Consider the following 14,207-nt stretch of genomic DNA (forward strand, 5'->3'; position numbering starts at 1 on the left):
TTACCTCTGACCGGTGAAACAACGTAAACCGTAGGCCGAGTCCGTTCGCCGATTAGGATCGAAAATGCAATGCCACTGCACTTTACAGCTCTTTCGGAGGACGGATGACGGTCAACGGAGAACCGTTATTCGAAAGGAGGAACTCAAATGAAAAACCTGAGCGTTAGGTGGTACGATTCAACCGCGAAGAAGTCCAAGGGCTTCTACATAAAGGAGCCTAAGGAGACTCTGACTCAGTCTGAAGTCGAGACTGTGATGGGAAACCTCATAACTCTGAAGGTGATCCCTTCAAGCTATGCGGTAGACTACGCGGCAGTGATCGATACCCAGAAGAATGAGTTGTTTAATCTGATCTAGAACCGTCCATCGTCCAAACCCGAGGACCCGTCCGGCGTCCTTGGCTCCGGGTGGCTCAGCCACCCGGGTTCTTCAGTCTGGAGATCAACCTGTTAAGCATCTTGTGGAGTCTGTTCGCCTGATCCTTTATCTGACTGAGAGTCTCTTCATCTATATATCCAAACATCTTCGAGAGTTCGAGTTGTGTCATTGCTTCTCTGAGAGAGCCCTTTGCCAGGAAGAGAGACTGCACAAACTCCTTCTTGTACTGACGGCCTGATCCTTCGGGATATTAGAGGGAACGGAGATAACAGCTCTCCTCAACTGAGAAGAAAGGCCGAATTTCTCGAAGTCAGGGAAAGCGGAGACAATCTGATAAACGTCGTAGGCAAACTTCATACTCAGCTTATACACATCTAGATTCTGATAAGAATCGGCCATGAAGACCACCTCCAGAGAAATGATAGCTCAAAGATGCTCTCAGTGTCTATCCAAGGACGAAAGACGGGTTCACGATCCTGGACGAAGGACGAAATCAACAGGAGGTAGCTATGGATTTCATACGACAATTGATTTCTCTAATAACCGTCTTTGCAAGTTACGTAGAGAGTCCCGGTAACGGGGCTGAGAAGAAAGAGAAAGTGAAACAGATGATAAAGGATGCGCTTCCGGATGAAGAGTGGAAGATAGACCCAGAATTCTTCGACTTCATCCTGGATGTCTTGATAGACCTAGTCGTCATGTTCCTGAACAAGGGACTTTGGAAGACGGCGATGAAGGTGTTGGTGAAGTAATAGCTGTTGACGACAAAGAATACGAATCTTGTTCAAAGTCCCTAAGCCGTTTTGCTCAAAAGGCTATTAACATTGAAAATGCAGGATGACCACACATATTGCGACGTTCAAAGGTCATCCTGTTCAGCATAAATATGCTCGTTAGAGCAAGAGTCTTCCAAATGTCCACGAATTGATCTTGTGATCTTGGAAATAAGCAATCAACATAAGATGATTTGAATTTGAAATCGTAGCAAGAGCCTAAGAACACTTTTCGCATTAATGAATAAAGATTGTCGGGCAAAGCTGCTATGCTAGAAATTCGCTTATGATGCGTCTCCCTGTGCCGCGCCTTTTTGCTGACCACTGCATTAAGTTTTTCACTCCTCATGAATAATAGAACATCCTATTACCCATCAACTTTGACACGGATTTCATTCTCCCTCTAGCAAGCTTGAAGTTCCTAAGAATAGTCTTGTATTATCGAGAGATTTTCTCAACTGCATAAACGGGGATATTTTGTTCTGAATGTTTACTGTGCTAGACTGTTATTGATTCGTTACCGGTTAATGTAGCCGATGCAGCTTTCTGCCATCGCGCGTTGCTTTCAGGGGAAACGCTCCAACAGTCATACGGAACGATTGTTTGTCCATCGCTAGAATAGGGGGCTTGTTGGTGGATATAAAGGTTGGTTCGGTTCTTTCCGGCAAGCGCTGGAGCGAGCCGATACTGGTTAATACAGTTGAAAACGTTGGAAATCACCTGCGAATTGTTGGTATTAGCCGCTATTCCAGGCGTCCTGTTGACAGTCTCATACCTTTATCCGAGCTTTCCACGATAGAAATGTTGAGTGATAGAACTGCTTTTGGGGCGGAACCCAGGGAAGTATTTCTTTCCCTCGAATGTCTGCGCTACAGGTATGCAAGTCTTTATGATCCTCTGCTTGCAATGAATACTTCTAAGATTCATCCGTTGCCCCATCAGATCGAGGCCGTCTATGGGTATGTGCTGCGAAACCCGAAAATCCGATTCCTCATAGCGGACGATCCCGGTGCGGGGAAGACAATAATGGCGGGACTTATAATAAAAGAGCTGAAGTTGCGCAAGGTGATAAAGAGGACGCTTATAGTTGCTCCCGGTCATCTGAAGGATCAGTGGCGCAGGGAACTGAAGGAACGCTTCGAAGAAAGCTTCATCGTCGTCGATCGCGGTCAACTCGACACGCGTTACGGCGAGAACATATGGGAAACCGAGAACCAGATAATAACTTCTATAGACTTCGCCAAACGCGAAGAGATACTTCCATCAATAACCGCAGTCGACTTTGATCTCATAATAGTGGACGAAGCTCATAAAATGAGCGCTACCACGTACGGCGACAAGATAAACAGGACGAACAGGTACAGACTGGGAGAAGTGCTATCGAAATCGACGGAACACCTTCTCTTCCTCACGGCGACTCCGCACAGGGGCGACCCGGAAAACTTCCGGCTGTTTCTCGATCTTCTCGAACCTGGCTATTTCTCAACGAAGGAACTGCTCGGAGAATCGATCCAGAACAGGGACAATCCCCTGTTCATCCGACGGGTCAAAGAGGAATTGAAAGACTTCGACGGGAAACCTCTCTTCTTGCCGAGACATGTGAGCACAGTCAGTTTCAGGCTGGATGAAGAGGACGATGAAGAGAAAGAGCTTTACAACGATCTATCGAGATACGTCAACGAGCAATACAACAAAGCCCTGTCGAGAGACAAGAGGAGAAACATCGCTTTCGCGCTCGTTATACTTCAACGCCGTTTCGCGTCCAGTACATACGCTTTACTGCGCTCTCTTGAGCGAAGGAAAGACAGGCTCGAAGAAATGCTGAAGACGGCCGAGCTTAGGCAGAACATGCCGCAGATAGACTATGACGACATCGAGGACATGTCGGAAGAGGACAGATGGAAAGAAGAAGAGCTCTGGGAAGCTCTCAGCGTATCCGAGAACAGAAACGAACTGAGAGTCGAGGTACACACCCTTGACAATCTCATTCAACGAGCGAAGAAGATCATAAGCCAGGAGTCGGAGACGAAACTGAAACACTTGAAGGAATCGCTGGTAGAACTATCCGGTAAATTCAGCGATTTGCGTGATCAAAAGATGCTCGTCTTCACCGAATCACGGGACACTCTCGACTATCTTGAGAGAAAGCTTATGGAGTGGGGCTATACCGTCACCACCATTCATGGCGGCATGAGACTAGAAGACAGAATAGCCGCTGAAAGCATATTCAAGAACGAAAAACAGATAATGGTGGCTACCGAGGCCGCGGGAGAGGGAATAAACCTTCAGTTCTGCCACATGATGATAAATTACGACATCCCCTGGAATCCGAACAGGTTGGAACAGCGAATGGGAAGAATACACAGGTACGGTCAGAACAGAGAGGTCTTTGTATTCAACATGGTCGCAGAGGATACACGAGAGGGGATGGTTCTGAAGCGGCTTTTCGACAAACTGGATGAGATCCGTCGCGCCCTGGGGAACGACAAGGTCTTCGATGTCCTCAGCGAGGTATTCTATGGCAGGGACTTCCCGCAGATGCTAACGGAAGCGGCAGCAAACGCAAGGAAGATCGAGGATATAATCGCCGAAATGGATATCTGGGTCGATTACGAAAGGAACAGCGAGCTGAAAGACATTCTCGGAGACAGCCTTGCAAGCAGTTTCATAGATTACACGAGAATAAGGGAAATGGCTCAGCGCGCCAGAGAAAACAAACTGATCCCCGAATACACGGAACGGTTCTTCAGGAAGGCCTTCGAGAAAGCGGGCGGCGTAATGAACCTGCGTGGGGAGTTCTTCTCGCTTGAAAAGGTCCCTGTTGAATTGCGTCAGCTTGACGGCATTCAGAATAAAAGGATTTTGAGAAGCTATCCCAAAGTTACCTTCGATAACGAACAGGCTTTCAGGCACCCTGACGTCGAATTCATAACCTTCGGCCACCCGCTCTTCGAGTCCCTTCTCGACTGGGTTAGTGAGAATTACGGTCTCACTCCGCTTGAAGGAGCTACGTTTGTCGATCCCGACGGAAGGATGAACGGCTACATATTCCTCTTCGAGGGCGAGATAGCCGACGGGGAAGGGAAGACAGCGGGCAAAAGGCTGTTCGCCTGTTTTGTAAACGACAATGAGATTTACTCAGTCTCTCCGGATAAAATATGGGATCTGAAGGAAGAAAAGGTGCACTGTGATCCCGCCGATATACAGGAAATGAAGAAGAAAGCGGCAGGTTATTCCATAGGCGAACTGGAGAAGTATTTGACTGAACTCCAAAAAGAAAGAGATCACCAGGGCGAGATAAAGCAGAAATACGGAGTTCGTTCTCTCGAACACCTGATAATTAAACTCGATGGAGAGCTAATCGATCTGCAGGCGCGCAAAGACAGGGGCGAAGACGTCGATCTTGCCATTAGAAACAAGCAGGACAGGAAACAGCGTTACGAACAGCAGCTGAAAAATCTCATCCAGCAGATCGAAAGCGAGAGAAGCCTCACAATGGCGATGCCCCAGTTCGCAGGAGTGATACGGCTCTTCCCCGAAAGGCCATCCGATCCCTTCATGGTGAGCGACCCCGAAATAGAGAAGATCGGGATGGACATTTCCATGAATTACGAAAGCCAGCACAACAGAGAGCCTCAGAACGTGAGCGAGGAGAATCTCGGCTTCGATATACGTTCGAAGTTAGTCGATGGAACATTCAGATACATTGAAGTGAAGGCGAGGGCAACTACGGGACCTGTCGAACTGACCCAGAACGAATGGCTCAAGGCGAAGAGGTTTGGTTCGGACTACTTCCTGTATGTGGTTTTGAATGCAGCAAGAGAACCTGAACTGTATATAATACAGGACCCCGCGAACAACCTGACGCCTACGGAACGAATAGAGTCGGTGAGGTACCTCGTATCTCCGGACCAGATAAAGAACTATCCGATAGACAATTCGTAGTCAATGGAGGGGGCGAACCAGTTGAGCGACAGGAGATTTATAGAAGAGAGTTTTCCTGTGAAGGAAGTGGGTACTGAAGCGGCAAAAGAAAAGAATATCCGTCATGGTAACATATCCACGCTTCATATTTGGTGGTCAAGAAAACCTCTGGCTTCTTCGCGCGCTACAACATACGCGGCGCTCGTTCCCGAGCCGAAAGACGTCGATGACCTGAATGCCAGGCGGAATTTCATCATAGAACTCTCAAAATGGGAAAACTCAAATAACAGAGAGCTGCTGGATAAGGCGAGAAAAGATATACTGAAAGCCAACGATGGGAAACCACCTAAGGTGCTGGACCCGTTCGGTGGTGGTGGGTCGATTCCGCTGGAAGCACTTCGTTTAGGCTGCGAGACATACACTGGTGATCTCAACCCAGTCGCTGTGCTCATACAGAAGGCAACTCTTGAGTATCCCCAGAAATACGGGAAGCCAGTAAAGAGAGATACCGGTAACGCTTTGCTGGACAAGAGTGAAGTAAACCCGTTGCTGGAAGACGTCAAGAAATGGGCGAATTGGGTTTTAGAAGAAGCAAGAAAGGATATTGGCGACTTCTATCCGAACGATCCGGACGGATCTATTCCGGTTGGATACTATTGGATGCGGACAGTCCCATGTCAGAATCCTTCGTGCAAAGCTCATATTCCCCTTACAACTAACTGGTGGCTCGCGAACAAGAGCAGGCGAAAGATCGCCGTATATCCTTACGCCAAAGATGGAAAGGTTGAGTTCAAAATAGTCGGGACCGATTATGAGAAAATGCCAGACGATTTCGATCCCGATAAGGGGACAGTCTCCCGTGCAGTTGCGGTATGCCCTGTATGCGGTTCGACGGTTGAAGCAAACACAACTCGCAGGCTTTTTCGGGAAGCCAAGGCGGGGGAGAGGATGGTCGCCGTAATACTGACAAAGCCCGGCGAGACGGGAAAGCGTTATAGGATAGCGACTGAAGATGATATGAAAGTCTTCAATAAGGCAGCAGAATACATGGAAGAGAAACGGCGGAAACTTCATGAACTGTGGGGAATAGATCCTGTGCCGGATGAAGAAATGCCTCCGCGTGGAACTTTGGGATTCAGAGTACAGCCCTACGGCATGACAACATGGGGCAGTCTCTTCAACGCCCGTCAGAAGCTCTCACTTATAACATTTACGGAAAAGGTTAGAGAGGCTTATAGAAAGATGATCGCTGAAGGGATGGAGAGAGAGTATGCGAAAGCGATCGCAACCTATATAGCTATCATAATAAGCAGGTGCTCAGATTTCGAAAGCAGCATTGTGAGATGGTTCAACCATGTTGAGAACACTTGCAACACATTTTCTAGACAAGCATTGCCAATGTGTTGGGATTATTTTGAACTAAACCTTTTCTCTGAGTCGTCACAAGGAACCATAAGTAGTATGCGAAGGCAAATCTCCAGGGCACTTGCAAATTTCGGGCAATTTGATGTGTCTGCGAATCCAGCTTCTTTGTCGGCCATCAGTTTGCCATACAATGACAACTATTTCGATGCAGTCATAACCGACCCGCCCTACTATGACAACGTTCCCTATTCATATCTGTCTGACTTCTTCTATGTATGGTTGAAGCGAAGCGTCGGTGATCTCTATCCCGAACTCTTCTCCACATCTCTGACCCCTAAGAAAAACGAGATAGTTGCTTATTCAACTGGCGAAGGTGCCGAAGCAGGGAAGAGACAGTTCGAAGAGATGCTGTCACAGGCTTTTAGTGAAATCCAGAGAGTGCTGAAGTCCAATGGACTAGCAGTTATAGTGTATGCACATAAAACAACAGAAGGCTGGGAAACGCTTATAAACTCATTGCTGGATTCAGGGCTTGTTATGACAGCCGCGTGGCCTGTGAACACTGAAATGCAGGCTCGGTTACGTTCCCAGGAGTCAGCTGCACTAGCCTCTTCTATATATATCGTGGCCAGAAAAGTAGAGAGAAGCGGTGTTGCCTTCTATAACGAAGTCCGCGAAGAATTGAAGAAGCACCTTGACAAGAAGTTGGATCGCCTCTGGGCGGAAGGAATAGGCGGCGGAGACTTCTTCATAGCGGCCATAGGCTCTGCGATAGAAATCTTCGGCAAGTATGAGAAGGTAATGGACCTTCAGGGAAACATAATGCGCGCCGATCGGCTTCTTGAAGACGTTAGGACTATCGCCACCGATTATGCTATACGCCAGATACTGCATAACGGATTCGCTTCCGAAATCTCAGACAAGACGCGTTTGTACGTCCTCTGGCGATGGAACTACGCAGATGTAAAGGTTCCCTTCGACGAAGCCCGAAAACTCGCCCAGAGCTGCGGATTGGACCTGTCTCTTGAATGGAACGGTAAGGGGTTCATACGCAAAGAGAAGGAATTCGTCCGTCTTTTGGGTCCGCAGGATCGAAAGCTGAAGGAACTAGAAGATACCCAGGAGCTCATAGACGTGCTGCACAAAACGCTTCTTCTCTGGGAATCGAGCAAACGCGAAGAACTGGTGCAGCTGCTCTCCGATTCGGGCTTTGGAAAGAACGACGCCTTCTACAGGGTAGCTCAGGCGATAAGCGAGACACTTCCAAACGAAAACAAGGAGAAGAAGCTGCTCGATGGATTCCTGGCGGGCAGAGAGCGAATAAGAGAGGATTCAATAAAGAAACACGAGAAAGACAGTGAACAGCAAGGGAGGTTGTTCTGATGAAACCCTTTCACACAGTTGCTATTCCTCACGAAGATATAAAAAAAGGCGCTCTGGAGATGAGCGTCTTCGCAGCGGATCTCTGGAGCGCCAGTCGCGGTGAAGGCCCGCAGGAATACTCGAATCCCGACGTTTTCTTCAGGAAGACTTATGAGACGGACGGGCTGAAGGAGCTGCTGGAAACCGTCCAGAAAAGACTGGAGGGAAGAGGAGGGGACTCCGTTCTTCAAGTCCAAACACCGTTCGGTGGTGGTAAGACCCACTCCATGATCGCTCTGTATCATAAGGCGGGTGAATGGAACGCGAAGAGAGTCGTTCTCGTTGGTACCGTTTTGGACGGCGAAAAGACTCTCTGGGGAGAGATAGAGCGCCAGCTGACGGGAGAGATAAAGTATCTTACGGGAATGGTTTCTCCGGGAAGAGAGGCTTTGAACAAAGTCCTGACTGCAAACTCCCCGGTTCTTATTCTCATGGATGAGCTCATGGAATATATGACAAAGGCCTCCGGTGTGAAAGTTGAGGACACTACTCTTGCGGAACAGACTCTAGCTTTCATGCAGGAACTGTCGGAAGAGGCTTCATCCATTTCCGGTGTGTGCGCGCTGGTAACGCTTCAGTCAAGCTTCATAGAACAGTCTTCCGAGGCCGCTGAGAGACTGCTGTCAAAACTGAAGAAGACGCTGGGCAGAAAAGAGAAGGTCTACGCCCCCGTGAAGGACAGCGAAGTGACAAAGATAATTCGAAAGAGACTGTTCTCGAATATAAACGAAAGAGCTGCGGAAGAGATCGTCTCCAATCTGGTGGATTATTTCGCAAACCAGTCTATACTCCCCGCCGGCATAGAAAAGAGCGATTACAGGAACCGCTTCCTGGACTCATATCCATTCACACCGGAAGTAATAGACGTGCTTTATCACCGCTGGGGGAGCTACCCGGAGTTCCAGAGAACGAGGGGTGTTCTCCGTATTCTGGCGCTGGTAATTCATTCGATGCTAAATAATAGTAATTCCTATATAAGCCTGTCCGACTTCGATCTCGATAATCAGGAATTGAGACAGGAGTTGATAAAATTCACCGGCTCCGAATTCAACAGCGTAATAGCATCGGACATAACGGCCGACGACTCGGGAACCGTGAGGACGAATCCCGAACTGGGGAGGGCTTATCAGAATTTGAATATAGCCACCAGGGCTGCCCAGACGATATTCATGTATTCATTCTCCGGAGGACGTGAACACGGAGCGACCCTTACGGATATAAAGCGGCAGGCAGCGGCGTATGATAATCCAGCCGAAGTAATTTCCGATTGTCTGGAACGTCTGAAGAACAGGCTTTTCTATCTCCAAAATACCGACGACAAATACTTCTTCAGCAACAAGCCGAATCTGAACAGGATCATACACACAAAGATGGAAAACGTATCGTCAGAAAGCCTCAAGGAGCTGGAAGAAGAGCTTCTGAAGAGAAACATTTCCGGCAAGCGTTTCAAGACGTTCATAGGAGAACAGAGCTACAAAGACATTCCCGACAACTACGATTTGAAGCTGCTTGTTCTGGAGAGCGTCGATAAGCAGACGATGCTGGAAATAGTCAACAGCAGGGGGAACAGCACTCCGAGAGTAAATCGAAACACGATAATCTTCCTGTGTCCGGGCGAGAAAACTAATCTCGAAAAGCAAATGAGGCGGAAGCTGGCCATAGATGCCATCGAGCGAGATGATTCACTGGAACTCGGTGAAACGGACAGAAAGAAACTAAAAGAAGATGTAAAACGGATCTCGGGGGAACTGGACGACGCGATCCACAGAGTGTACAGGGAGATATATATCCCGATGAAGGACGGCTTGCTCAAAACCGATCTGGGAGTGCCTACATACGGAGAAAACAAAACCCTGGACGAACGGATCTTCGATCATCTGAAGTCCGAATCAAAGCTGGTGGATAAGCTCTCCCCGATGGTTATTTCGATCAAATACCTTGAAAAGAATGAAAATTTGCATACCGAGCAATTGTGGAAGTCACATCTGCAAACCCCGGGTGAACCGCTGCTGATGAACAGAGGCGTACTCGAAGAGGCGATAATTGAAGGCTTGAAGAACGGGCTTTTCGGACTGGCCGTGGAAACTGATAGAGGTTTCAAACTCATGTATTTCAACGACAGGAAGAGCGCGCAGGAAACAACTGTTCCGGAACTCCAATTCTCCAGCGTGGAGCTGCTGCTTTCGCTTGCCAAGTGCAAAGAGCTGGCAGAGAGGGAACCCGGGACTATCTATCCAAATGATTCTGGTGATAAGAAAGTTGACATAGCGGTTAAGGATACTGGTGCCGGGACGTCTTTTGGTACTTCTCACACCACATCGGGAGGTACAACGGTTCTTCCTCATGGCAAGGGAGCTATCGAGAGCCTTCATCTATCATTCAAACTTCCAAAAGGCAAATCATCGGATGTTATGAGGATAGTCAATTACCTGCACGAAAAGTACCAGGATATTCAACTTACGATTTCGGCGTCCGAGGGATCTATAACGCAGCAGGAATTCGAAAACAAGATTCAGGAGGCCTTCGAACAGGCCGGAATAGAGATCAACGATTGATCGTTCGGTTTGTTTTAGTCCAACAGGCTCACTCAAATTCATAACTGATGGGAGGCCCTATGAAAACTGCATTTCCGGTAGACAAGTTTGATCTGAAGGGATTCATACAGAATACGCTAGAGTATTGCGAGCAGAATGTGAGCGAAGGAATCGAACCATCTTCGGCGATTGCTTGGTGTTTGAAACCGCAAGCCACTATCTGGGCTCCCAAGTCGCGCCACCGCCTTCTATAGATATCCAGGAGAACCTCGGATTTCTGCAAGAACCGATAGAAGGCTACATTTCGAGATTCATTCTTTGATGATATATTAAGGCGAGACATTTTCGTTTTGTATGGCTTCATTCGGAGGTGCATATGTTCTTTCCAGCAGTTTCTTTTGATTCTATCGACGAAAACACGCTGATATCGCTCAAAGACAACCAGGTATGTGAAGACCGCCGCTTGGATTACAAAGTCGATCTTTCCCTAAAAGGCAAGGACCAAAGGAAGGAATTTCTGGCAGATGTTTCGGCTTTTGCCAACACTATCGGTGGGAGAATCTTGATTGGTGTAGCAGAAGAAAAAGGTGTCATAACAGATATTCCGGGCATACCATGTGACGATCCAGATGCTCTTACACAGACAATGGACAATCTTATTGATAATAGCATTGCTCCACGCATTAGGAAGAAAATCAAGGCAATTCAACTTCAGAACGGACACTTCGTATTCGTGATCGAAATACCACAAAGCTTTTATGGACCACATATGGTTACTCTTGGTGGTTCCTCCCGCTTCCATTATCGAACCAATTCTGGAAAATTTCAGATGGACGTCTATCAAATACGGGAAGCTTTCACGGCGTCTACTACTCTGGACGAGCGAATACGTAACTTTAGACTTGATCGTCTCGCGAAAATCGAAAGCGGTGACGGACCAATATCCATCGCACCAAAGCCGCATGTTGTGCTTCACATTATTCCTGCAGAGAGTATGGGTTCAGTATCGACAGACTATGTTGGTGGATTTGGGGATCACGGTATTCGCAATGAGCTTTTTAATAGTCTTGGTTCATTGTACGAATATGCAAAGTACAATTTCGAAGGTTATGTGGTTTTCTCAAAATCCAAGATTGAGACCACTTATGTCCAGCTTTTTAGTAATGGTTGTATAGAACTTCTGGATACTCGGCCGTTCTCCAATGATCACAATGATTTCCCGAAAATACGAATCAAAGCTCTTGAACACTTTTCTATCGAAGCAACAAAAATCTTAATACAGTTGCAGGATAGATTGGGTTGCGGTTATCCAAGAATCATATATCTGTCTGTTATAGGAGTAAAGGGATACAGGATTTATCAAAGTAATCTTCTATCTAGAGAAGATCCTATAGATAGAGATTTGCTCTTAATTCCCGGAGTACGAATCGATGAAACAGCTGAAGAAATAACGATCGCCATGAAGCCCATTTTCGATGGTATCTGGCGTGCTGGAGGATACTGCAGAAGCCTTAACTACGATAAGGAGGGCAAGAGAAAACAATCTGGCTAATCCTGGAATCATTCCCGCTTTCTCAAAGAGCTATGCTGAGACATTTCGAGAGATCTCTAAGAGTACTAATCAGCGTGAAATAGGCTCGAGAAAGCTCTTGTTAACATCAGATCGGGGATGTGTTCGGAGCAATGGAATCGAAAGTTTGTGTTTAGTATTCGGTGTACTTAGGGCTTAATGGAAAGGCTTGAAATTGTAAAGTAACTTCTCTGTTACACACCTGGAGGGTGAACTATGGAAGAAGCTTATCTGTTAGTGTTCTGGATCGAAATTGCTTTGTTCGTGTGCTTGTTTGTTGTTAGCCTTATTCCATGGAAACGAAAGAAGACGTACTTAATGTATCTATCGTTTCTTTTTGTCTTCGCCCTCTTTCAACCACTAACGGCAGCAAGGAGCGAGTTCGTTCTTATAGGGCATGATCTAGTATCCGATTCTATGATAGAAATGGCCGGGAATATTGTGTCTTCATTGACCGCATTGATTGCACTTGTACTTACAATATCGCTTGTTGCTATTCAGCATTCCGCTCAGTTCTACACACACCGGCTCATTGACACTTTCAGAAAACGAGGAGACACCTATTTTATACTGGCCGCTAGTGTTGGAGCACTAATCATGGGCTTTTTCGTTCCAGCAATGAGTAATGCATGGCAAAGATTCTATATTGCATCATCTATATATTTACTGTTGGTCCTCATTCCGTTCTTCATAAGAATAGTTGAATCTTTGTCCCTGGATAGCACAATAAGTGAAATTGTTTTGAGATCACGGAAACCTTCTGAGACAAAGGACTCTTTGCGGATTCTTTTTGACATAGCACATCGCTATATACAGAGCTCTGATCTCGATAGTCTAAGAAAAATACATGAAGGCATAGAAGAAGTAATAAGAATCGCAATTAAAGAGAGGAGATATCCTGACGAACTAAGAACGGAATTGATTTCCAATTTGTTTGGGGGGATTAAACGCCATACGAGACACATGCTTGAAAGAAACGATAGAGAAATGACACTTCTGGTCTGCAATCATCTAAAGACGCTTGGGAGTCTTGGGAGTATATCAGATAATAATCTGCTGCTAGATAACGTATATGATAGACTATCCGGAATGTCTAGAGATATTGAACTATATAAGAAATACCTTTCTGACAAACACTTCTACCTCAGAGACATTGCAGTAACTACTTCAGATATGATTGAGTTATTGATCTCCGATAAAGCCGAACTTTCTATTCTGAAGAAATGGGCAAAACTATTATCGAAGAAGTTGCCACCAATTGTAAAGAAGGAAAATGGTGCCTTCCTTTCGAGTATGTCCAAAATGGCTATTAGGTGCTTAGAAACTCTTTGCAATGTGGATAGAAGGTTAATTGAATGTGATGACAGAAGGTTCGGGTTCTGTGTTCAAGCTATTCACAAGTACTTTGCAGATGTTGGCAGCACGGCTAGAACTAGAATAATTGAACTCTTTAGGGGTTTGCTTGAATCAAGCTTGGATAAAGATAGTGGAACAAGTGGAATCAAGCTTCTCAAATCGCTAATCGAAAGCACGAAAAACCATCCGGACTACCTACAAATTGTGCTTGCCTCATACATAGTAATGTACAGCGAAAACTGTTCGGAAAGCAATTTGTCTGAAGTGCTGGTTCTGCACAGAAATTCTTTAGATAGCTGGGTAGGAGATAATGCTGATAAAAATTTGCTTAGGAACCATTTCGTGGAACTGAAAGAAAAACTTAAGTCCATGAGCGCGTTCGAATTCAGCCGAAAGGTGGAGCAATCGTTTCGTGAATTCAAAGTACTTTGTGAGGGCAAGAGACAAGACTACTACAAAAGACGACACTGGGACTTGTTGTGCAATGAGTTATCAGAACTGATAAGAGTAATTCACAGCCAAAATACGGAAGAGTAAAATAAATAGGAAAAAATAAATAGGGTCAGACTCCATTTTTCACTGCTATGTGAGTAATTGCAATCGCCGCCAGCTCTATCGTTACCTGCGTTTTTACCGGCTTTATCCTCAAATTGTGGGGACACTGTCCGCACAATTGAAAACCACGCTGCCTGCGGACTTACATAAATAAACGCGTCAGACTCCATTTTTCACGCCGTGAACACTACAAGGAGATGGTTGAGAAATCGAAAGCAGAAACAGGATAGGAGGCAACGCCTTGGAATTCAAAAAATCTGCGAAAAAGGTGACTCCCTTTATTGTAGCTAAGTGGGTGTGACTTGAACGTTGCCTTTTGGAGAGCAGTAG

7 protein-coding genes and 1 pseudogene are annotated in these 14,207 nt (G+C 46.3%); 7 read left to right on the top strand and 1 reads right to left on the bottom strand.

Features of this window, described 5'->3' with window-relative positions; genetic code table 11:
* The first annotated feature begins 147 nt into the window (after positions 1–147).
* Positions 148–357, top strand: a complete 210-nt coding sequence (locus B3K91_RS05055; RefSeq protein ID WP_292594184.1) for a DUF2922 family protein — start codon at positions 148–150, stop codon at positions 355–357.
* Between the two features lie 55 nt (positions 358–412).
* Here B3K91_RS05055 and B3K91_RS13675 read toward each other — a convergent pair.
* A pseudogene (locus B3K91_RS13675) lies at positions 413–777 on the bottom strand (four helix bundle protein).
* Positions 778–887: 110 nt separating this feature from the next.
* Between B3K91_RS13675 and B3K91_RS05065 the strand changes: the two are divergent.
* The 6 genes from B3K91_RS05065 to B3K91_RS05090 all read left to right on the top strand — a co-directional run bounded on the left by B3K91_RS05065 (position 888) and on the right by B3K91_RS05090 (position 13,859).
* Positions 888–1,130, top strand: coding sequence for a hypothetical protein (locus B3K91_RS05065; RefSeq protein WP_292594186.1), 243 nt, complete (start codon positions 888–890; stop codon positions 1,128–1,130).
* 654 nt (positions 1,131–1,784) lie between these two features.
* Positions 1,785–5,096, top strand: coding sequence for a helicase-related protein (locus tag B3K91_RS05070; protein WP_292591872.1), 3,312 nt, complete (start codon positions 1,785–1,787; stop codon positions 5,094–5,096).
* Between the two features lie 21 nt (positions 5,097–5,117).
* Positions 5,118–7,823, top strand: a complete 2,706-nt coding sequence (locus B3K91_RS05075) for a DUF1156 domain-containing protein (protein WP_292591871.1) — start codon at positions 5,118–5,120, stop codon at positions 7,821–7,823.
* Positions 7,823–10,417, top strand: a complete 2,595-nt coding sequence (locus tag B3K91_RS05080) for an ATP-binding protein (RefSeq protein ID WP_292594188.1) — start codon at positions 7,823–7,825, stop codon at positions 10,415–10,417. The genes B3K91_RS05075 and B3K91_RS05080 overlap by 1 nt, the downstream gene beginning before the upstream one ends.
* Before the next feature lie 355 nt (positions 10,418–10,772).
* Positions 10,773–11,948: a helix-turn-helix domain-containing protein gene (locus B3K91_RS05085; protein ID WP_292592184.1), complete on the top strand. Its 1,176-nt coding sequence runs from the start codon at positions 10,773–10,775 to the stop codon at positions 11,946–11,948.
* 234 nt (positions 11,949–12,182) lie between these two features.
* Entirely contained in the window at positions 12,183–13,859 is a 1,677-nt protein-coding gene (locus tag B3K91_RS05090) for a hypothetical protein (protein ID WP_292594190.1), read from the top strand.
* The last annotated feature ends 348 nt before the right edge of the window (positions 13,860–14,207 follow it).

This window comes from Mesotoga sp. UBA5847 (assembly GCF_002432735.1).
Taxonomy (GTDB): domain Bacteria; phylum Thermotogota; class Thermotogae; order Petrotogales; family Kosmotogaceae; genus Mesotoga.